Annotated in this window: 20 protein-coding genes; 9 read left to right on the top strand and 11 right to left on the bottom strand. The window is 61.1% G+C overall.

Annotation, left to right across the window (positions count from 1 at the left end; genetic code table 11):
• Positions 1 to 1,123: transcription termination factor Rho (gene rho, locus AC1DWF_RS19560; protein ID WP_476841953.1), on the top strand; the 1,123-nt coding region annotated here is incomplete at its 5' end.
• A 10-nt stretch (positions 1,124 to 1,133) separates the two neighbouring features.
• Here the strand turns inward: rho and AC1DWF_RS19565 are convergent.
• Positions 1,134 to 3,152, bottom strand: a complete 2,019-nt coding sequence (locus AC1DWF_RS19565; protein WP_476841954.1) for a thioredoxin domain-containing protein — start codon at positions 3,150 to 3,152, stop codon at positions 1,134 to 1,136.
• Positions 3,153 to 3,214: 62 nt separating this feature from the next.
• Here AC1DWF_RS19565 and mnmE point away from each other — a divergent pair, with 62 nt between their 5' ends.
• The 5 genes from mnmE to AC1DWF_RS19590 all read left to right on the top strand — a co-directional run bounded on the left by mnmE (position 3,215) and on the right by AC1DWF_RS19590 (position 8,961).
• On the top strand, positions 3,215 to 4,534 hold the full coding sequence (mnmE, locus tag AC1DWF_RS19570) for a tRNA uridine-5-carboxymethylaminomethyl(34) synthesis GTPase MnmE (protein WP_476782215.1): 1,320 nt from the start codon (positions 3,215 to 3,217) through the stop codon (positions 4,532 to 4,534).
• 169 nt (positions 4,535 to 4,703) lie between these two features.
• Positions 4,704 to 6,578 (top strand): tRNA uridine-5-carboxymethylaminomethyl(34) synthesis enzyme MnmG, encoded by a 1,875-nt coding sequence (mnmG, locus tag AC1DWF_RS19575; protein ID WP_476841955.1) that lies wholly within the window; start codon positions 4,704 to 4,706, stop codon positions 6,576 to 6,578.
• Positions 6,575 to 7,207 (top strand): 16S rRNA (guanine(527)-N(7))-methyltransferase RsmG, encoded by a 633-nt coding sequence (rsmG, locus tag AC1DWF_RS19580; RefSeq protein ID WP_476782217.1) that lies wholly within the window; start codon positions 6,575 to 6,577, stop codon positions 7,205 to 7,207. Before mnmG ends, rsmG begins: the two co-directional genes overlap by 4 nt.
• A 41-nt stretch (positions 7,208 to 7,248) precedes the next feature.
• The gene (locus AC1DWF_RS19585) at positions 7,249 to 8,046 is read left to right on the top strand and encodes a ParA family protein (RefSeq protein WP_476782218.1); all 798 of its coding nucleotides are present in this window, start codon (positions 7,249 to 7,251) and stop codon (positions 8,044 to 8,046) included.
• A gap of 33 nt (positions 8,047 to 8,079) precedes the next feature.
• A complete protein-coding gene (locus tag AC1DWF_RS19590; protein ID WP_476782219.1) occupies positions 8,080 to 8,961 on the top strand; it encodes a ParB/RepB/Spo0J family partition protein in 882 nt (293 codons plus the stop codon).
• Positions 8,962 to 9,023: 62 nt separating this feature from the next.
• On the opposite strand, the gene holA is transcribed toward AC1DWF_RS19590, so the two are convergent.
• The 9 genes from holA to ccoN form a co-directional block, all read right to left on the bottom strand.
• Positions 9,024 to 10,073, bottom strand: a complete 1,050-nt coding sequence (gene holA, locus AC1DWF_RS19595) for a DNA polymerase III subunit delta (RefSeq protein ID WP_476788195.1) — start codon at positions 10,071 to 10,073, stop codon at positions 9,024 to 9,026.
• Between the two features lie 52 nt (positions 10,074 to 10,125).
• On the bottom strand, positions 10,126 to 10,266 hold the full coding sequence (gene ccoS / locus AC1DWF_RS19600) for a cbb3-type cytochrome oxidase assembly protein CcoS (protein WP_476782221.1): 141 nt from the start codon (positions 10,264 to 10,266) through the stop codon (positions 10,126 to 10,128).
• The gene (locus AC1DWF_RS19605) at positions 10,263 to 12,536 is read right to left on the bottom strand and encodes a cation-translocating P-type ATPase (protein ID WP_476782222.1); all 2,274 of its coding nucleotides are present in this window, start codon (positions 12,534 to 12,536) and stop codon (positions 10,263 to 10,265) included. Before AC1DWF_RS19605 ends, ccoS begins: the two co-directional genes overlap by 4 nt.
• Entirely contained in the window at positions 12,533 to 13,030 is a 498-nt protein-coding gene (locus AC1DWF_RS19610) for a FixH family protein (RefSeq protein ID WP_476841956.1), read from the bottom strand. The genes AC1DWF_RS19605 and AC1DWF_RS19610 overlap by 4 nt, the downstream gene beginning before the upstream one ends.
• Positions 13,027 to 14,583, bottom strand: coding sequence for a cytochrome c oxidase accessory protein CcoG (ccoG, locus tag AC1DWF_RS19615; RefSeq protein ID WP_476782224.1), 1,557 nt, complete (start codon positions 14,581 to 14,583; stop codon positions 13,027 to 13,029). The genes AC1DWF_RS19610 and ccoG overlap by 4 nt, the downstream gene beginning before the upstream one ends.
• Before the next feature lie 164 nt (positions 14,584 to 14,747).
• Positions 14,748 to 15,611: a cytochrome-c oxidase, cbb3-type subunit III gene (gene ccoP, locus AC1DWF_RS19620; protein ID WP_476788194.1), complete on the bottom strand. Its 864-nt coding sequence runs from the start codon at positions 15,609 to 15,611 to the stop codon at positions 14,748 to 14,750.
• 3 nt (positions 15,612 to 15,614) lie between these two features.
• The gene (locus AC1DWF_RS19625; protein WP_476782226.1) at positions 15,615 to 15,764 is read right to left on the bottom strand and encodes a cbb3-type cytochrome oxidase subunit 3; all 150 of its coding nucleotides are present in this window, start codon (positions 15,762 to 15,764) and stop codon (positions 15,615 to 15,617) included.
• 10 nt (positions 15,765 to 15,774) lie between these two features.
• Positions 15,775 to 16,506, bottom strand: a complete 732-nt coding sequence (gene ccoO, locus AC1DWF_RS19630) for a cytochrome-c oxidase, cbb3-type subunit II (protein ID WP_476782227.1) — start codon at positions 16,504 to 16,506, stop codon at positions 15,775 to 15,777.
• Between the two features lie 10 nt (positions 16,507 to 16,516).
• Entirely contained in the window at positions 16,517 to 18,133 is a 1,617-nt protein-coding gene (gene ccoN / locus AC1DWF_RS19635) for a cytochrome-c oxidase, cbb3-type subunit I (RefSeq protein ID WP_476788193.1), read from the bottom strand.
• A 219-nt stretch (positions 18,134 to 18,352) separates the two neighbouring features.
• On the opposite strand from ccoN, the gene AC1DWF_RS19640 reads away from it, so the two are divergent.
• Positions 18,353 to 18,766, top strand: coding sequence for a hemerythrin domain-containing protein (locus tag AC1DWF_RS19640; RefSeq protein ID WP_476782229.1), 414 nt, complete (start codon positions 18,353 to 18,355; stop codon positions 18,764 to 18,766).
• 6 nt (positions 18,767 to 18,772) lie between these two features.
• On the opposite strand, the gene AC1DWF_RS19645 is transcribed toward AC1DWF_RS19640, so the two are convergent.
• Positions 18,773 to 19,498, bottom strand: coding sequence for a Crp/Fnr family transcriptional regulator (locus AC1DWF_RS19645; protein WP_476782230.1), 726 nt, complete (start codon positions 19,496 to 19,498; stop codon positions 18,773 to 18,775).
• A 149-nt stretch (positions 19,499 to 19,647) separates the two neighbouring features.
• Between AC1DWF_RS19645 and hemN the strand changes: the two genes are divergently transcribed.
• Both hemN and AC1DWF_RS19655 read left to right on the top strand, forming a co-directional pair.
• Positions 19,648 to 20,997 carry an oxygen-independent coproporphyrinogen III oxidase gene (gene hemN / locus AC1DWF_RS19650; RefSeq protein WP_476782231.1) on the top strand — a complete coding sequence of 450 codons (1,350 nt, stop codon included), beginning with the start codon at positions 19,648 to 19,650 and terminating at the stop codon, positions 20,995 to 20,997.
• A gap of 87 nt (positions 20,998 to 21,084) precedes the next feature.
• Positions 21,085 to 21,182, top strand: a 98-nt coding sequence (locus AC1DWF_RS19655) for a hypothetical protein (protein WP_476841957.1), incomplete at its 3' end; no start/stop codon positions are given.

Consider the following 21,182-nt stretch of genomic DNA (forward strand, 5'->3'; position numbering starts at 1 on the left):
GGATATCGAGATCATCGGTGACGGCGTTGTCGAGGTTCTGCAGGACGGTTTCGGCTTCCTGCGCTCGGCCAACGCCAACTATCTCCCGGGTCCGGACGATATCTACATTTCGCCCTCGCAGATAAGGCGGTTTTCGTTGAAGACCGGCGATACGGTCGAAGGACCGATCCGCAGCCCCAAGGAAGGCGAGCGCTATTTCGCGCTGCTCAAGGTCAACACGATCAATTTCGACGATCCCGAAAAGATCCGTCACAAGATCCACTTCGACAATCTGACGCCGCTCTACCCGACTTCGCGGCTCAAGATGGAAGTCGAAAACCCGACGACCAAGGACATTTCGCCCCGCGTCATCGACCTGGTCGCGCCGCTCGGCAAGGGCCAGCGCGCTTTGATCGTGGCACAGCCGCGTACCGGCAAGACTGTGCTGTTGCAGAACATCGCGCACTCGATCACCACCAACCATCCCGAATGTTACCTGATCGTGCTTTTGATCGACGAGCGTCCGGAAGAAGTGACCGACATGCAGCGATCGGTGAAGGGCGAGGTCGTGTCCTCAACCTTCGACGAACCGGCGGTTCGCCACGTTCAGGTCGCTGAAATGGTCATCGAGAAGGCCAAGCGCCTTGTCGAACACGGCCGCGACGTCGTTATCCTGCTCGATTCGATCACCCGTCTCGGCCGSGCCTACAACWCGGTCGTGCCGTCMTCSGGCAAGGTKCTGACSGGCGGYGTSGACGCSAAYGCGCTGCAGCGSCCGAAGCGCTTCTTCGGTGCSGCCCGYAACATCGARGARGGYGGYTCGCTSACCATCATCGCCACCGCGCTGATCGATACCGGCAGCCGCATGGACGAAGTCATCTTCGAAGAGTTCAAGGGCACCGGTAACTCGGAAATCGTGCTCGACCGCAAGGTCGCAGACAAGCGCATCTACCCGGCGATGGACATCCTCAAGTCCGGCACGCGTAAGGAAGATTTGCTGGTCGCGCGCCAGGATCTGCAGAAGATCTTCGTGCTGCGCCGTATCCTTGCGCCGATGGGCACGACAGATGCGATCGAGTTCCTGATCGACAAGCTCAAGCAGACCAAGACAAACGCCGACTTCTTCGATTCGATGAACACCTGACGAAGTCGCGTCAGCGGCGGCGAAGCGCTTCTTCAAGCTTCGCCGGATCGCTGATCGCAGGCAGACAGATAAGGCCGGTGCACAGATAGGCACCGGCCTTTTTCGTATCCGGCAGTGCGTCGCCGGGCAGTTTTGCACGCTCGGCATCGCCGCCCAAGGTGACAAAAATATCGACGCGGCGCGGATCGGGATTCCGATTCGCTACCGTAACAAGCTGTGGCCGTGCTGGGTCCTCAACAATAATGAGTTTTGACGGTTCAAGCGCCAGGACGCAGGCGTTAACGATGCCGGCCTGGCCATATTGCTGGCTCTGGATGCGGCCGGAGGCGTGTTCGGCAATCGTCCAGGCGCGTTGCTGCAACTCGATGTCGCCGGTGATATTCGCCAGCCGCACGACAGCTTCGATGATCTGGCTTGTTGCCGACGGAATCGCTTCGTCGATGTCGCCGCGGATGCGCATCGGCACGTCGGCGCTGTCGGAAGCGGTGAGGTAATGGCCTGTCTTGTCGGTATCGGCGTGCCAGTTCTCCAGCATTTTCAGGAAATACGCGGCGTGATCGAGGTAAACTGGGYCCCTGGTTGCTTCGAATAATGAGATCGCGGCATTGATCATCGCTGCATAATCGCTCGACAAGGCCGGATAGAGCCGCTTTTCCCCGAGACTTGAATGCGGCAGTCGGCCCTCAGGCGTCGCAGAGGCCAAAATTGCATCGAAAGCAGCTGCCGCTGCAGCCACCCAGTCATTCCGATCCAGGCTACGGCCGGCCTCGGCCAGCGCCACTATGGCCAAGCCATTCCAATCGGTGAGGGCCTTGTCGTCGCGACCTGGCCGTATGCGCTTTTCCCGCGCTTCGAGTAGCCGCGATGTCAGGCTGGAAACGACATCACGGTCTTCAAYCGACTGTCCAGCCTGCGCTGCCGTCTGGTGGACAATGGGATCGCCTTCCCAGTCATCCGGCTTTGAGATCGTGCAGTATTTGAAAAATAACGACGAATCATCGCCCAGGGCAGCCGATATGCTGTCTTTGGTCCAGGTGTAGAACAGTCCTTCTTCACCTTCGCTGTCAGCATCGAGGCTGGATGCGAACGTGCCGTTGGGCAGGCGCATTTCACGCAGCAACCAGGTGATCGTATCTTCGATTCGTATCCGAAACAGTTTGTTTCCGGTCGCGGCGTAGGCCCAGTTCGCCTGTCGGATCAGCTGGGCATTGTCGTACAGCATCTTTTCGAAATGCGGAACGAGCCACTGCGCATCGGTCGAATAGCGCGCCAAACCACCGCCGACATGGTCGTAGATCCCGCCTGCAAGCATGCGTTCCATGCTTTCCGTCACCGCGTCGCGGTGGTCCTGGTTGTCGGAGCGCAGCCAGGACAGCCACAGCGCCTGCATGAAAGGCGCATTCGGAAATTTCGGCGCGCCGCGAAGCCCGCCCAGATCGCGGTCGATCATGTCGTAGATGCCGGAAGACAGCGTCCTGGCCGTATCAATCGACACCTGACCCGGCGCGCTGCTTCCGCCGAGGCGCTGGCTGACATGCTGGGCAAGCTCGGTGGCACTCTGCAGGATACTGGCACGTTTGCCGCGCCAGGCAGCATCGACAGCATTGAGCACCTGGATGAAGCCAGGCCGTCCGTAACGCGGCTCGCGCGGGAAATAGGTTCCGCCCCAAAAAGGCTTTGCATCAGGCGTCAGGAACATTGTCAGCGGCCAGCCCCCTTGCTCGCCCATGCTGGCCAGTGCGGCCATATAGATCTGGTCGATATCGGGACGCTCCTCGCGGTCGACCTTGATATTGACGAAGAGGCGGTTCATGACCTCGGCAACTTCGTTGTTTTCGAAGCTTTCATGGGCCATGACGTGGCACCAGTGGCAAGCGGCGTAACCGACCGACAGGAGGATCGGCCGATCCAGCCGCACGGCTTCGGCCAGTGCCGCCGGGGACCAAGGGCGCCAATGCACCGGGTTGTTGCCGTATTGGCGCAAGTAGGGGCTACCCTCGTCGCGAAGCAGGTTGTCTTGCGGAAGCATGCGTAATCGGCCCAAAACAGTGATAACAGGCCCAACTTAGGGCGCTTCCGAGAGACCGGCAAATGCTATTCACCGATTCAATCGCTGCACTTTCAAGCGGCCACCTGCCATCCGGCGTGGCGATTGTGCGCATTTCCGGGCCACATGTTCGATTCGCACTCGAAACGATTTCCGGCCTGCTGCCGCAATCGCGCAAGGCGCATTATGGGCCGCTGCACGCACCTGATGGCAAGGTGATCGACCACGGCCTGACATTGTTCTTTCCGGGGCCAAATAGCTTCACCGGGGAGGATTGCGGCGAATTCCAGGTCCATGGCGGCCGTGCTGTGGTGACTTCTCTACTCGGCGAGATCGGCAAGCTGCCTGGCTTTAGGCACGCAGAGGCTGGCGAATTCACCAAGCGCGCCTTCTTGAACGGCAAGATGGATCTGTTGGAGGCCGAAGCGCTTGCAGATTTGATTAATGCCGAGACAGAAGCCCAACGGCAATTCGCGGTGATGAATTCCGGCGGCGCGCAAAGCGAGCTTTATCTCGGGTGGCGCAAGCGGCTGATCCATGCGCGCGCGATGATCGAAGCAGAGATGGACTTTGCCGACGAGGCTGACGTTCCGGGTTCGGTGTCGTCGCAGGTCTGGCAAGACGTCAGATCGCTGATCGAAGAAATCAGCTCTCACGTCGCTGGTTACGGCAAGGCCGAAATGATCCGCGACGGTTTCGATGTCGTTATCCTGGGCGCACCAAACGCTGGAAAATCCAGCCTTCTCAACGCGCTATTGCAACGTGAAGCAGCGATCGTCACCGACGAACCGGGTACCACACGCGATCTGGTCGAGGCCGTTCTTGATCTGGACGGTCTAAAGGTTCGCATTACCGATACCGCTGGCCTGCGTGAGCCAGCCGGCAAGGTGGAGGCGATTGGAATCGAGCGGGCCAAGGAACGCGCCAAAGACGCGGACCTAGTGCTCTTCCTGGAGGATGTATCTGAAAAGGCTGAGTTGAGCCCGCCATCCATTGTGCCGACAATTATGATAGGCACCAAGCTCGACCTACATAGGCACGCCGCCGGGGACACTCGCTACGCGCTTGTGATTTCAACAGCGACAGGACAAGGCATCGACGGTCTACTCAAGATGATCGGCGAGCGGGCTGCCGGGGCTGTTGGGCAACGTGGCGATATCCTGCCTTCGCGCTTGCGCCACGTCGAATTGCTGAGGGATGCGAGTAATTATCTTGGCGCGGCGCTCACGGCGTCGGACAGTATGCTTGAGTTGAAGGCTGAAAATCTGCGCCTGGCCAGTGACCGAATCGGAAAACTGTCAGGCGCAGTGGATGTTGAGGACCTGCTCGACGTCATTTTCTCGCAATTCTGTATCGGAAAGTGATTCACGTGAAACATTTTGACGGTGGATTGCCATGATTCACGTGAAACACCACCGTTGACTCCCCGCCGCGCGGCCAGGTTGTTTCACGTGAAACCACCACCACAGCGATTCTCTTGACATGGAGCGGTGATCGGGACATTTGTCGCCGCACAAGTTCCTGGAGACAGTCATGAGTGAAAGCTACGACGTCGTCGTGGTCGGTGGCGGCCATGCTGGCTGCGAGGCGGCTTCTGCCTCCGCACGAGCTGGCGCCAAGACAGCGCTCGTTACCCTTCGTCGCGACACCATCGGCACCATGTCCTGCAATCCGGCCATCGGAGGGCTCGGAAAGGGCCATCTCGTCCGTGAGATCGACGCGCTGGATGGGCTCATGGGCCGGGTCGCGGACGCCGCCGGCATCCAATTTCGTTTGCTCAATCGCCGCAAAGGCCCGGCGGTGCGTGGTCCGCGCACTCAGGCCGATCGAAAGCTCTATCGGTTGGCGATGCAGGAAGCCATCGCGGCGCAGCCGAACCTTGCCGTAGTCGAGGCGGAAGTCTTTGATTTCATTATAGATAATGGCCGCTTGAGCGCTGCCGTTCTCGGCGATGGCCGCCGGCTTTCCTGCGCTGCGGTGGTCTTGACCACCGGTACATTCCTGCGCGGCTTGATCCATATTGGTGAGCGCAAGTTCCCTGCAGGGCKGATGAATGAACAGGCGTCGATGGGGCTGTCTGAAACGCTCAAACGTGCTGGCCTTCGGCTCGGACGCCTGAAGACTGGAACGCCTCCGCGGCTCGATGGGCGCATGATCGACTGGCTCTCGCTCGAAACGCAGGCCGCCGACGAGGATCCGGTGCCGTTTTCGCTGCTCACCGACAAGATCACCAATCCTCAGATTGAATGCGGCATCACACGCACGACAACTGCAACGCATCAGATTATTCGCGAGAATCTTGGCCGCTCCGCGATGTATTCGGGATCGATCGAAGGCATTGGGCCGCGTTATTGTCCGTCGATCGAGGATAAGATCGTCAAGTTTGGTGATCGCGAGGGTCACCAGATATTCCTCGAACCGGAGGGCCTCGACGACGACACCGTCTATCCCAACGGCATTTCGACCTCGCTGCCGGAGGATGTGCAGCTCGACATCCTGAAATCCATTCCTGGCCTCGAGCGAGCTGTCATGCTGCRGCCCGGCTATGCCATCGAATACGATCACATTGATCCGCGCGAACTGGAGCCGACGCTTGAAGCCAAGCGCGTGCGGGGTTTGTTTCTCGCCGGGCAGATCAATGGCACGACGGGTTATGAAGAGGCCGGCGCGCAAGGGTTGCTTGCCGGCATCAACGCGGCCCGTCTTGCTGGTGACAGCGAACAGCTGATCCTCAGCCGAAGCCAGGCATATATTGGTGTCATGGTCGACGATCTGACGAGCCGCGGGATCAGCGAGCCCTACCGCATGTTCACTTCGCGCGCCGAATTCCGCCTTTCGTTGCGCGCGGACAATGCCGATGAACGCCTGACGCCCCTGGCGATCGAGCTGGGCATCGCATCGACCGAACGTGAAAAGCGCTTTGGCGAGATGACCGCGCGCGTCGACGCAGCTCGGATATTGACCAAATCGCATAGACTGTCGCCCAACGAGGCGCGGCGCCATGGCATTGAAGTCAATTTCGATGGCGTCAAGCGCTCGCTTTATGAACTGCTGGCGTATCCGAATATTGACCTCATCCAACTTGTTAAGATCTTGCCAGAGCTCGCTTCGATTGACGCCAAGACGGCAGAAGCTATTGAAACCGAAGCAAAATATGCTGTTTACCTGGAGCGGCAGAAGGCGGATGCCGCTTTAATGCTCAAGGAAGAGGAGAGGGTCATCCCAGAAGCGCTTGATTTTGAGTCGGTTCCCGGTCTTTCGAACGAGTTGCGCCAGAAAATGCGGACGCGCAGGCCGCGTTCCCTCGCCGAAGCCCAGCGCATCGATGGCATGACGCCGGCGGCTTTGGCGATTATTCTCGCGCATGTTCGCAATTCAGAAGCACAATCACGCAGGGGCGCAGCTTGAAACGAGACGCCTATGCAAGGTTGCAAGAAATAGCAGGTCCCGTTTCACGTGAAACATTCGACAAGCTGATCGCCTTCGAAACTGTGTTCCGCAAGTGGGCGCAGCGCATCAATCTCGTGGCGCCGTCGACCTTGGATGACGCTTGGGAGCGTCATATTCTCGACAGTGCCCAGGTGCTGAGGCTCGGCGGTGAAGCCAAGAGCTGGCTCGATATCGGCTCCGGTGGCGGGTTTCCGGGCCTGATCATAGCGTCGATGATCAACGAGCGGGCAGGGGCGTCCATCGATCTGGTCGAAAGTAACCGCAAAAAGGCGGGGTTCCTGCAGGCTGTTGTTGGCGAGCTTCGTCTTCCGGCGCGGGTTCACGCCAAGCGAATCGAAGATGTTCATGGTGTGGTTCGTTCGCCTGAGATCTTGAGCGCCCGGGCTTTGGCGCCACTTCCACTGCTGTTGGAGCTGTCAGCGCCCTGGCTGCAGGCCGGAACTACAGCGCTTTTCCATAAAGGCCGGGATTACCGCCAGGAAATCGAAGATAGCGCTCATCAGTGGGGATTCGATCTGGTAGAACACCCGAGCCTGACTGACGCGCAGGGAGTCATCCTCGAGATTCGGAACCTGCGCCGCATCTGATTGCGGCGCCATGTGACGAGACGGAAAACAGCAGTCGAGCCATGAAGATCACACCTAGAATCATCACAGTCGCCAACCAGAAAGGCGGCGTCGGCAAAACGACCACCGCCATCAACCTGGCGACGGCACTTGCTGCCATTGGCGAGCGCGTGCTCATCATCGACCTCGATCCGCAAGGCAATGCCAGCACGGGTCTTGGCATTGATCGCAAGGATCGCAGCGTGTCGTCCTATGACGTGCTAACCGGGGAACTGGAGATTGAGCAGGCGGCAATGGAAACAGCCGTACCTGGCCTGTCGATCATCCCGTCGACACTCGATCTGCTTGGAATCGAAATGGAAATCGCTTCAGCATCGGATCGAGTGCTGAAGCTGCGCAACGCCTTGCGAGCGTCGTCGGAGCGGGCGGCTGGCTACAGCTATGTGCTGATCGATTGCCCGCCGTCGCTCAATCTTTTGACGCTGAACTCGATGGCCGCGGCCGATTCCGTTCTGGTGCCTTTGCAATGCGAATTTTTCGCACTCGAGGGCTTGAGCCAGCTGCTTGAGACGGTGGATCAGGTGCGCCGATCGATCAATCCGGACCTGACGATCCAGGGCATCGTGCTGACGATGTTTGATGGCCGCAACAATCTGGCCAACCAGGTGGTCGAAGATGTGCGCGCCCATATGGGCGAAAAAGTCTACGACACGGTGATCCCGCGCAATGTGCGTATTTCGGAAGCACCGTCCTATGGCAAGCCGGCGATCCTCTACGATTTGAAATGCTCCGGAAGCCAAGCCTATCTGCAGCTCGCCTCGGAAGTCATCAGGCGCGAACGTAAACTCCGGGCCGCGTAAATCGATTCGGACTCGAAACAAGCTGGACAAGACATGAACGAAGACCTTTCCAGAAAGCGCCTTGGGCGAGGACTCGCTGCCCTAATCGGTGAGATGGACAAGCCTGTGGTACCGGAAAAGCCGGCGGCTCTGGCCGATGGACGTGTGCCGATCGAGTTCGTCAGCCCGAACCCGCGCAATCCTCGCCGCCATTTTGGCGAAGCCGAACTGGCCGATCTGGCGCAGTCCATCCGCGAGCATGGGCTGGTGCAGCCGGTCGTTGTCCGGCCCGCCGCCGAGCCCGGCCGCTATGAGATCATCGCAGGCGAGCGCCGCTGGCGCGCCGCCCAGCGTGCAGGGGTCAACGAGATCCCTGTCATCGTGCGTGACGTCAATGATCGCACCGCGCTAGAACTCGCCATCATCGAAAACGTTCAGCGCAGTGATCTCAACGCCATCGAAGAGGCGATGGGCTACCAGCAGCTGATCGACGACCACAGCTATACCCAGGCTGACCTCGGCCAGGTCATCGGCAAGAGCCGCAGCCACGTCGCCAATACGCTGCGGCTGCTCAAGCTGCCGGACGTTGTTCGCGACATGCTGATCAATGGCGATCTGTCGGCCGGTCACGCGCGTGCGCTGATCACCGCCCACGATCCGGCCGGGCTTGCCAAGCGGATCGTTGAAGAAGGCCTCTCGGTACGCCAGGCCGAGGCCCTGGCTCAGCTTCCGGCAGATGCGATCGTGGAAAAGCAGCCGACGCGTCCGGTCGAGAAGGATCCCGATACGATTGCGCTGGAAAAGCTTCTCACCGACGTTGTCGGTATGAAGATTTCGATCGCCCACAAGGAAAAGGGTGGTGAATTGCGTGTCAGCTATCGTTCGCTCGAGCAGCTCGACGATCTGTGCCGCCGCCTGAAGAGCGACCATATCTGATTGATTCTATTGAATCTTGTTGTTGAAGGCGCCGGCTCGTTAGCCGGCGTTTCTTTTTGTTTTCAGCGCCTGCCGCCGGCGAGACGCGCGCCTTCGACCGCAATGCCCAGCATTGCCTGACGCGCCAGTGCAACAGCCAGATCGGGCCTGCGCCGGGTCTGAAGCGTCGTCGACTGCAGCCTCGTCAGCGCCCGGGTCAAAGCGGCCGAACTCCAGCTTGTCAGCGTACGTTCGACCGCGCGGCGCCTTGCAAAGAACACCGGCGGCCTAGCCGCTGCTATGATGGCGGCGGCGTTGCGGCTGCCGGTTTCCATCTCGCCACGCATCAAATGGATGTTCTGGAGGTGTCGGGTGGCCGTGGCCAGCAATTGCGCTGCCTGGCTGCCTGTCTGGCACTGTTTGGTGAAGGCGGCGTCGAACTCGGCGATGTTGCCGCCAAGTGCGGCGTCGATGGCGTCGTCCAGCGACAAAGCCGACACGTCGCCAATCATGTCCTTGACGTCTTCGAGGCTGATTTGCCCGCGTCCCATGGCATAAAGCGTGAGTTTCTGAACTTCTCCGCGTGTCGCCAGACGGTCTCCGCCGAGGCTGCGCCGCAGCGCATTGCGGGCATCAAGGGCCATGGTCAGGCCGGAAGCGCGCAGTTCGTCGTCGATGACGGTTTCGATGTCGCGCGCTTCGTCGCCATAGCAGGGCAGCGCCATGCCGGCAAAAGCGCCTTCAACGACAGTGCGCAAGGGCGCGCCTTTCTTGAGGTCCTGGGCTTCGATCAGGATGATGGCGTCGCGTGGCGGCTCGGCAACGAGCGCCTTGACGTCGTCGGCGAGGTTCTTCTGGGCGGCCGCATTGCGCACCCAGATCAGGCGGCGCGGCGAAAACATCGGTACGGTGAGCGCTTCGTCGACAAGGCGACCGCTGTCGCGTTCGACGTCGGCGGCGTCGAGTTTCACCACCGAAAACGGATCGTCGAGGGGAAGGCCGGTCTTGGCGGCAAAAGCTGCCGCGCGCTCGGAAACGAGACCGCGGTCAGGGCCATAAATGAGCACGATCACCGCCTCGGCAGCGGGACGTGCCAGCCAGGAATCGACCTCGTGAGCTTTCTTTTGCGCCATTCCGCTCTGTTAGCACAGGCGCTTGGGACGCCGCAGCATTTTTGTCCTGAGCTCAGTCGTCGTCGACCAGAATGCGCTCGGCAGCACCGTCCATGTCTTCATACTGACCGCTGCGCAGCGACCACAGGAAGGCTGCAAGGCCAAGCCCGCCGAGAAAGAGCGCAACGGGCAGAAGAAACAGCAGATTGCTCATGATGCCATAGCCTCCTTGCCTGGGAAGGCTTGCTCCTTGTTTGCGGTAGGCTGCGGTGCGCTGGTTTTTCCCGCGCTGAGCCGCAAACCGTTGGCAATGACAATAACCGATGACAGCGACATCGCCAACGCGGCAACCAGCGGCGTGACATAGCCGAGCAGTGCGATGGGTACGGCAATCGCGTTGTAGACGACGGCGAGCGCAAGGTTCTGGCGGATCAGCCGGTTGGCTTTCCGGGAGGTTGCGAGCGTCAGCGGGATGGCCGAGAGGCTTTCGCGCAGGAAGACGAAATCGGCAGCCGCGCGGCCGATGTCTGCGGCACTCGCCGGCGCCATGGAAACGTGCGCCGCAGCCAGCGCCGGCGCATCGTTGAGTCCGTCGCCGACCATCAGAACCTTGCGGCCTTCGGCCTTAAGTGCTGCCAGCCTTTCGACCTTGCCGCTGGGCAATACCCCGGCGGAGAAGCGTTCGATACCGAGTGCGGCGGCAACGGAAGCCACCGCGGCGGGGCGATCGCCCGAGACTATCTCGATAGCCAGGCCTTGGTCCCGCAATTCGGCGATCGCCATGGCGGCACCGGCGCGAGGCCGGTCGTCAAAGGCGAATTCCGCGATCTCTGTACCATTCTTCGACAGCACCGTGCCGGCGATGGACCCCTCTTTTCCAGTTGCCCAGGGAGCGCGGCCAAGCCGATAGATGTCCTCGCCGAGCTTTGCCTCCAACCCGAAGCCGGGAACCTCTTGGATGCTATCGAAGCTCCATTGCCGGGTAGCTCCGGTGCCGCCCGCTTCGGCGAGTGCCTGCGAGACCGGATGACGCGAATGCAGCGCCATGGCACCGGCAAGTGAGACCAGTTCGGCTGGAATCTCGTTCAAATTGACCAGCCTGGGCTTGCCCAGCGTCAGTGTGCCGGTCTTGTCGAAGACGACCGTGTCGATCTCCGCCAGCCGTTCCATGGCAGAGCCGTCCTTGACCATGATGCCGTTTTCAAACAGACGTCGCGCGGCAGCCACCTGGACGATCGGCACGGCAAGGCCAAGGGCACAGGGGCAGGTGATGATGAGGACTGCGATGGCGATGGTGATCGCCTGGTGCCAGTTGCCGGCAGCGACCATCCAGCCGATGAATGCCAGGAACGCGGTCAGATGCACGACAGGGGCATAAAGTGAAGCTGCCTTGTCGGCGATGCGGCGATAGCCGCCGCGTCCGCTCTCGGCGGCTTCCATCAGGCGCATCATTTCGGCCAGGAAGGAATCCTGCGCCGCAGCGGTCGCCTCGATGGTCAATGGACCGGTCAGGTTGAGCGTACCTGCGCGCAGTTCGGCACCTGACTCGACGGCAACAGGTTCGCTCTCACCTGAAACGATAGCGCAATCGAGCTCGGATCGGCCCTTGAGCACCTTGGCGTCGACAGGTACGCGTTCGCCGGCCGAAAGCAGGATGTGTGTGCCTGGCTTGATGTCGCTGACCGGCACATAGGCGCTGGTGCCGTCGGGTTGAAGCACTGTCGCGCCACGGGCGGCAAGCCGCGCCAGACCCTTGACCGCGACACGGGCGCGCTCGCGCATGACATGGTCGAGTGTGCGGCCGATGAGAAGGAAAAACAGAAGTGATGCCGAGGCGTCGAAATAGGCGTGAGGGCCGTGATTGGCGGTCTCATAGAGGCTCATGCCGTAGGCGAGAAGGACACCGATCGAGATCGGCACGTCCATGTTGGTGCGCCCATTGCGCAAGGCGCCCCATGCCGAGCGGAAGAAGATGCGGCCGGAATAGGCAAGCGCAGGCAGCGCTATCAGCGCCGAGAGCCAGTGGAACAGATCACGCGTCGAATCTTGCGCGCCTGACCACACCGACACCGAAAGCAGCATGATGTTGCCGGCAGCAAAACCGGCGATGCCCAGGCCGCGGATCAGTTCGGCGAGGGTTTCGTCTTTTTCGTCGGCACCTTGCTCGAACAGATGGCTCTCGTAGCCAAGCTTGCCAAGAGCATCGGTAATGGCTGGCGCGCCCGCATCGTCGCGCCAGCGTATGGAAACGCGCTTGGTCGACAGGTTGACCCGCGCCTGCTCGACGCCGTCGAGCTTGCCGAGTGCTGACTCGATGTTGGTCATGCAGGCGCCGCAGTGCACCCCGGGAACGGAGAGATCGGTCTGGCGCAGGCCGCCGGGCAAGGTGCGGCTCGACAGCGCCAGCTCGTCGCGGGACGGGCCTTGGGGTGCGCTCGCAGCGAGGCCGAGCGCGGCATCGACGTCAGGCGCGCAGCAGCTCATTTCGCCTCTCCAGCGGCAACGATCAGGCGTCGCGCCTCATGATAGGGCGCGCCGTCCTTCAGCTTTGCCTCGGTGTTGACGATCCAGATGCCGTCGCGGACTGCAGCAGTGGCGGAGAAGGTGCCGTCGGCGTTACGGGCGAGCGTTGCTTGCCAATCCTCCGCCTCATAGGCCGGGCGGCGGAAAGAAACCGTGACGGCCTCGACCGCGATGGGCGCGCCGGAAGCATYGACCAGGCTATAATGTATGTCGCCATTGGCGATCTTGAGCGTGGCTTTCCAGCCAAGTGCTGCCTGAGCGCGTGACTCGGCAATGCGCTCGTTGAACTGCTGGCTGGCGACATAGGTGTTTTGCACGACAAGCCCGGTCCAGCTCGTATTGGCCAAGGTGGCCATGAGCAGATTGACGGCAATGATGACGCCGAAGAACGCGACCATGATGGCCAGCATATGCCGGCCAGTGAATGGTTTGGGCTGAATGGCGCGAGAGCTCATCTGCTTGCCTCCGGTACGTTGAACTTAGCGACATAAGAGGCTCTTTCGGAACCTGCCTTGTCCACGACGTTGAACTTGAAGCTTTGCCCCTCCGCCAGGTTTTCGCGTGGCTGGCGGACATAGACCCTAATCGTCTTGAGCTTGTCGGGCTCGGCCTCGACGATGATGGAACGGCTCTCGGGCTGGTCCATACCCACGACGCTCATGCTGGCACCGGTCAAACCCTCGATGCTGAGTTCGAAGCTGCGCGGCTCAGGCACCATGTTGAGCAGCTTGACGGTATAGCCGTTTCGGATCGACCCGTCCGACAGACGGACGAATTGCGGATTGCGGTCCTGCAATACATTGACCTCGAGCCTGTCGCGGCTCAGCAGGGCAAAAAGCAGGGCAACGCCAATCAGGCTCCAGGCGCCGGCATAGATGAAGGTGCGCAGGCGAAATATCCGGCCGAGGCGGAAATGAGCAATTGCCGCGTTGAGTTTGCCTTTGTCGTCGCGCACCCGCTTCGGGTCGATGGTCTTGCTGACCGGATCCGTGGCGATCGTCATGTTCGACTGATAGTCGGCAAGCGTGGCGTAGGAGATCAGGCCGCGTTCCTTGCCGATCTTATCCATGACACTGTCGCAGGCGTCGATGCAGAGCGCGCAGGTGATGCATTCGAGTTGCTGGCCATCGCGAATGTCGATGCCCATCGGGCAGACGGCGACGCAAGCGTTGCAATCGACGCAATCGCCAACGACAAGGCCTTCGGCGGCGGCCTTCTTGGCATGGCGCGAGCGCGGCTCGCCGCGCCAGTCATTGTAGGTGACGGTCAGCGAGTTTTCGTCGAGCATCGCTGCCTGGATGCGCGGCCACGGGCACATATAGGTGCAGACCTGCTCGCGCATCAGCCCGCCGAAGAGATAGGTAGTGGCGGTGAGGACAGCGACGGTGATGTAGGCGACAGGCTCGGCGTGGCCGGTGACGACATCGCGGAGCAAGGTAGGTGCGTCGGCGAAATAGAAGATCCAGGCGCCACCGGTGGCAACCGCGATCACCAGCCAGATCAGGTGTTTTACCGTGCGCTTGGCGAGCTTGTTTGCCGACATCGGCGCTGCGTCGAGCTTGATGCGGGCGTTGCGGTCGCCCTCAATGCCGCGCTCGACGACGAGGAACAGGTCGACCCACACCGTCTGCGGGCAGGTGTAGCCGCACCAGGCGCGGCCGACCGTCGAGGTGACGAGGAACAGCCCGATACCGGCCATGACCAGCAGGCCGGCGACATAGTAGAATTCCTGGGGCCAGATTTCGATGGCGAAGAAGTAAAAACGCCTGTTGGCGATGTCGAGCAGAACCGCCTGGTCGGGCGCGTATGGGCCGCGGTCCCACCTGATCCACGGCGTCAGATAGTAGATGCCGAGCGTGATCGCCATGATCAGCCACTTGAACTGGCGAAAACGTCCGGAGGCCCGCTTGGGGAAAACCTTTTTGCGCGCAGTGTAAAGCGGCTGGCGGGTCTTTGCGGAGTTGACCGCTTCTACTTCGAGCCTCTCGACTTCCGTCTCGTCCAGCATCTTTATCTCCTGCACCCCCGAAATCCGGGTTTGCTCTTTATGCTTGGCCAGCTGTCAACCGGCCTTGACCCAGGTCAAGCCCTGGTTTTCTACGCGTCGAGGCCCGGCATATCTGCCGAGCCCCCTTGCTTGCCTTTTGTCCACCGCGTGTCGGCGATGGCGGCCTATTCGCCGCCGCCCAGCGAATAGACGAAGACGGCAAGCTCCTTGACCTTCACGTCGCCCAGACGTGCACCCCAGGCTGGCATGACGCCGTGCTTGGGATGGCGTACCTGCTGGGCAATCGCGTTTTGCCCGGAGGCATAGAGGAAAATCGCGTCGGTCAGGTCTGGTGCACCCAATTCCTTGTTGCCCTTGGCGTTTTCGCCGTGGCAGGCGGCACAATTGTCGGCGAAGACCTTGGCGCCGGCGGGCACCAGATCCGGCGTGTCGGCCTTGCCGCCGAGACTTGCGACATAGGCCGAAACCTCGTTGATCTGCTGCGGTTCAAGAATTTCGCCGAAACCCGGCATCTCCGAAACATGTGTTTCCTCGTCGCCGGCAAAGCGGACGCCGTGCGCAATGGTCTGGTAGATCTGGTCGATCTTGCCGCCCCACAGCCATTCGTCGTCGTTCAGATTGGGAAAGCCGGGCGAACCCTGCGCGCCCGAGCCGTGGCACTGGATGCAGTTGACCTTGAAGGCAGCTGAACCGGCAGAAGTCGCGAACTGGCGCAGGTTTTCGTCGGCCATGATCTCGCTGACGCTCTTGCTTTTCACCGCATCGACATAGGCGCTCTTGGCGTTTTCGGCGGCAGTGAGTTCGGCCTGGACATCCGCGCGGCTGGAGTAGCCCAGAACGCCAGTGGTGACGGAATGAATCATCGGCCAGGCCGGATAGGCGATGGTGTAGGCCACAGCCCAGACGATTGTAGCGTAAAAGGTCCACAGCCACCAGCGCGGCATGGGATTGTTGAGCTCGGTGATGCCGTCCCATTCATGTCCGGTGGTCTCGACGCCAGACAGTTCGTCGATATTCTTGTCGCTCACAGATCAGTCCTCCTTGAGCGGAATTTGTGCGGCCTGTTCGGCCGATTCGCGGCTGCCGGGGCGAAGCGCGAAAATAACCGCGCCGATGAAGAAGACGGTCATCGCCAGCAGCCCCCAGCTGTCGGCGAAATGTCTCAAGGTGTTGTAGTCCATGACAAATCTCCTAGCGGTAGCCGGTGGCTGGGTCGTAGGTCGAGAAATCGACCAAGGTGCCGAGCATCTGCAGATAGGCGACAAGCGCGTCCATCTCGGTCAGTGCTGCCGGATTGCCGTCGAAGTCGCCAAGCTTGGCCTTGGGATAGCGCGCCAGAAGACTTGACGTGTCAGCATTCGGGTCAGCCTGTGCCTTCATGTCGGCCTCGGCGCTGGCGATCATCTCGTCGCTGTAGGGCACGCCGACGCGGCGGTTGGCGATCAGGTCGTAGCTGATGTTTTTCACCACAACCGGCGTTTCCTTGAGGAAGGCATAGCTCGGCATGATCGATTCCGGCACCACCGAGCGGGGCTCGATCAGATGCTGGACGTGCCATTCGTTGGAGTAGCGGTCGCCGACGCGGGCGAGGTCCGGGCCGGTGCGCTTGGATCCCCACTGGAAGGGGTGGTCGTACATCGACTCGGCCGCCAGGGAGTAGTGGCCGTAACGCTCCACCTCGTCACGGAACGGCCGGATCATCTGACTGTGGCAGAGATAGCAGCCTTCGCGGACGTAGATGTTGCGGCCGGCCAGCTCCAGTGGCGAGTAGGGACGCATCCCATCGACCTTCTCGATGGTGTTTTCGAGATAGAAGAGCGGCGCGATCTGGACGATGCCGCCGATGCTGACCACCAGCAGTGTGCCGACCAGCAGGAGCGTCGCGTTCTTCTCGATGATCTTGTGTTTGTCGAGCAGTGCCATATCGGGCTCCTTACTGGGCAGGCTGGAGGGCAGGGGCTGCGCCGGGCATCGGCTCTTCTTCGCGCACGTGACCGCGGATCGTCATGTAGACGTTCCAGGCCATGACCAGCGCGCCGGCCAGGTACATCAGGCCGCCGATCGTGCGGACGATGTAGTAGGGCTTCATGGCGGCGACGGTTTCGGCGATGGAATAGACCAGGAAACCCTGCTCGTTGTATTCGCGCCACATCAACCCTTGCGTGATACCGGCGACCCACATGACGGCGGCGTAGACGACGATGCCGAGGGTTGCGAGCCAGAAGTGCCAGGTGACCATCCGCATCGAGTAGAGCCGTTCGCGGCCCCACAGGCGCGGCACCAGGAAGTAGATGGCGCCGAAGGTGATCATGCCGTTCCAGCCAAGCGCGCCGGAATGGACGTGGCCGATGGTCCACTCGGTGTAGTGGCTGAGCGAGTTGACCGCCTTGATCGACATCATCGGGCCTTCGAAGGTCGACATGCCGTAGAAGGCGATAGCGATGACCATCATGCGGATGATCGGATCGGTGCGGATCTTGTCCCAGGCGCCAGACAGCGTCATCAGGCCGTTGATCATGCCACCCCACGAAGGCATCCAAAGCATGATCGAGAACACCATGCCGAGCGTCTGCGCCCAGTCGGGCAGGGCGGTGTAGTGCAGATGGTGCGGGCCAGCCCAGATGTAGAGGAAGATCAGCGACCAGAAGTGGATGATCGACAGGCGGTAGGAATAGACCGGACGTCCGGCCTGCTTGGGCACGAAGTAGTACATCATGCCGAGGAAGCCGGCGGTCAGGAAGAAGCCGACGGCGTTATGGCCGTACCACCACTGCGTCAGCGCATCCTGCACGCCCGAAAACAGCGAATAGCTCTTCGAACCGAGGAAAGACGCCGGCACCGCGAGGTTGTTGACGACGTGCAACATCGCAATGGTGATGATGAAGGACAGGTAGAACCAGTTGGCCACGTAGATATGCGGCTCCTTGCGGTTCAGGATCGTGCCCAGGAAGACAATGAGATAGGCGACCCAGACGACGGTCAGGAAGATGTCGACATACCATTCGGGCTCGGCATATTCGCGGCTCTGGGTGATGCCGAGCAGATAGCCGGTCGCTGCCATGATGATGAACAGCTGGTAGCCCCAAAACACGTACCAGGCGAGGTCGCCACCGAAGAGGCGGGCACGCGAGGTCCGCTGGACCACATAAAACGACGTGGCGATCAGCGCGTTGCCGCCGAAGGCGAAGATAACCGCTGACGTGTGCAGCGGGCGCAGGCGCCCCAAGTTGAACCATGGCTCGATGTTGAGATCGGGGAAGGCAAGCTGGCCGGCGACGACCACGCCGACAAGTAGGCCTACGACGCCCCAGAACACAGTGGCGACGACGCCGTAGCGCACAGGTCCGTCCATATAGGCCGATTTGTCCTCGGCCAGAATATCGACCGGCGGGTAGGTGCTGGTGCGCATCAAAACGATGGCGCCTGCGGCCAGCGCAAAAAACAGCACCCACATATGGGCGCCGAACTCGCTGTCGTGCGCGAAGGCGACACCTAGCAAGGCGACAAATGCCCCCAATGCCAGCAAGATGACTTCGATTCCGTATTTCATGAGCGATCCCCGACGGTAGCTGAGCGCCGAAAGCTCGCGTCGGCGCCAGACGGCACACATCCATGACAATTACACACACTGCCTTGATCTGGATCAAGGTCAAGCGTCGCGTGCCAGAACAGCCTTAGCGTACGAAGGGAAAACCAAAACAGTATGAATGCGCGTGAGGAAATGACGGCCGGATCAAAGCGCGCAGCTATACCAGAGGCTGTTGCCATCATGCGGCGTGCCCATGCGGCTCAGCTCGCCCTTTGCGACAGGCTGGAAACGATTGCCGACTCATTGCCCGGAGGGCTCAGCCGTCGCGAGTGCCTGCTTGCGGCACGGGCGCTGGGGCCACAGATGGCTAAGGTTCACCGCTTCGAGGAGCAACAGGTCTATCCGTACTTCGCCGCAAGCCTGGGGCAAAGTGCGGAAGCGCGCAAAACAATCGCCAGGTTGAAGCATGAGCATTTCGAGGATGAAGGCTACGCCGCCGAATTGCGCGATGCGTTGCGAATCGCTGCCCGCTGCCGTCGGGCGCAAAATCCCGAAACGCTCGGCTTCATGCTGCGCGGCTTTTTTGGCGCGGTTCGTCGGCATGTCGCCTTCGAGCGCGACCATGTGCTTGCCCAACTGTCGCCGCGTGCGTGACGTTGTTCAAACGTTGGCGCGGCGTTCCAGCTTGGCGACATCGAAGACCGTGATGTGGCGGTTGTTTTCGACCGCGATCAGGCCGTCCTTGCGCAGCTTGGTCAGCTGCCGGCTGACCGTCTCGATGGTGAGACCCAGAAAATCGGCGATGTCAGCGCGGGTCAGCGGCAGGTCGAAACTGACTTCGCTTTCGCTCTCGACCTCAGGATCGCTGTGACGGGCGATGAGATTGAGGAAGGAGGCGACACGTTCGGCAGCCGTCTTGCGCCCGAGCGTCAGCATCCAGTCGCGCGCCTCGTCGAGTTCGTCGAGCGCCTGTAGGTGCAGCCGGTGGCCAAGTTCAGGCGCTTGTTCGATCATCCGGTCAAGCGATGTCTTGGGGAAGGCGCAGACCGAGACGGCGGTAGCGGCCTCGGCGCTGATCGTGCTTTCCCGCTTGAACGGCCTGCCGATGAAATCAGGTGCGAACTGCAGGCTGACGATCTGCTGGCGGCCGTCGGGCAGGGTCTTGGTCAGCTTGACCACACCGGCCAGGATGTTGGCATAGCTGTCGATGCTGCCGGCATCGGAAACGAGTTCCGTGCCCGCCTCGATCTTGCGCTTGGTCGAATGGCGGCTGAGTTCGATCAGCTGCTCCGGTGCGAGCGCACCGCAAACGCCGCGGTGCCGCGCCTCGCAAGCTCGGCACAGCACGGGTAACTCCGAATTATGAATGTCCTGCCGAAGGGTCATCGCGTTGTCCGACCGTCTGATTTGCCCAACCTAAGGATCGCGGGCGGCAAAAGGAACGTGTCATTGTGTCCGCCGCCGGGGAGTTATTGATCCAGGTCAAGGCGCTGACGTAGCGTCCGTCCGATCCTTGGTCGTTGATGGAGACGATCATGGACAGCTCACTCGTCGAAAAATACGCCGCGCCGGTGCCGCGCTACACCAGCTATCCGACGGCGCCGCATTTCAACGCGGCAATCTCGGCAACGACCTATGGCAGCTGGTTGCGAGCCCTGCCCAAAGGCGCTTCCGCATCGCTTTATGTCCATATTCCCTATTGCGACCGGYTGTGCTGGTTCTGTGCCTGCCATACCAAGCAGACACGGAAATACGATCCGATCCTCAGCTACCTGATCGCGCTTGCCGGCGAGATCGACGCAGTGGCGTCACTCTGCGGAAGCAAGCTGAATATCAGCGCGTTGCACCTCGGAGGCGGGTCGCCGACAATGCTCAAGGCTGAGCATATTCTATCGCTTGGGCGCAGGCTGCGGGACAAGTTTGCATTTGCGCCCGATGCCGAGATCAGCGTCGAGATGGATCCCAATGACATGGACGAGGCGCGTTTCGATGCGCTGGCCAGCATCGGCATGACGCGGGCCAGCCTTGGCGTGCAGGATTTCGACGAGCGCGTGCAGCAGGCGATCAACCGCGAACAGACCTTTGAGCAGACGAAGGCAGTCGTCGACGCGGTGCGCGCGCGCGGCGTACGTTCGGTCAATCTCGACATGCTCTACGGGCTGCCGCACCAGACGCTCGAAAGCATCGCCGCATCGACAGACAAGCTTCTGTCGCTGCAGCCGGACCGCATTGCACTGTTCGGCTATGCCCATGTGCCGTGGATGAAAAAGCACCAGACGATGATCGACGAGGCGCTGCTTCCCGATGCCCGCGCCAGGCTTGAGCAGGCGGAAGCGGCGACGCGACTTGTCCTCGCCGCTGGTTACGAGGCCGTCGGCATGGACCATTTCGCGCTTCCCACGGATAGCCTCGCGGTTTCTGCGCGCTCCGGCACCTTGCGGCGTAATTTCCAGGGCTACACCACCGACCAGGCCGATGCGCTGATCGGGCTCGGCGCCTCTTCGATCGGCCTTTTGCCGCAAGGCTATGTCCAGAACATGCCGGCGACGGGCGAGTATGAGCGGCGCGTGCTGGCTGGCGGCTTGGCCACCGTACGGGGCTTTGCACTTTCCAATGCCGACCGCATGCGCGCCTGGGTCATCGAGCGGCTGATGTGCGATTTCTCGTTCTCGCGCTGCGCGCTTCTCAGCCGGTTCGGAGATGCCGCGCGCGGCGTCATCGCCGAAGCCGAACTGCTTGCCGCCAGTGATCGCGACGGCGTCTTTGTCCGCGCCGGCAACCGTTTTGTCGTCACCGAACGCGGCAAACCCTTCGTCCGGTCGATCGCGGCTGCTTTCGACTCCTATCTCGGCGAGGGCACGGCGCGCCATTCGATTGCCGTGTGAGGCAAACGAGCGTCCCCCTTGGTGCGCCGTGTCAAAATCCTGTATCTACCCCTTGCGTGACGGTGGTTGGCAACAGGATTTGACCGGATGAACTTGACGGTATTTGGAATTGGCTATGTCGGGCTTGTGCAGGCTGCGGTTTTGGCCGAGGTCGGCCATGACGTGGTCTGCGTCGATGTCGACGC

This window comes from Aminobacter sp. P4_D5 (genome assembly GCF_056401815.1).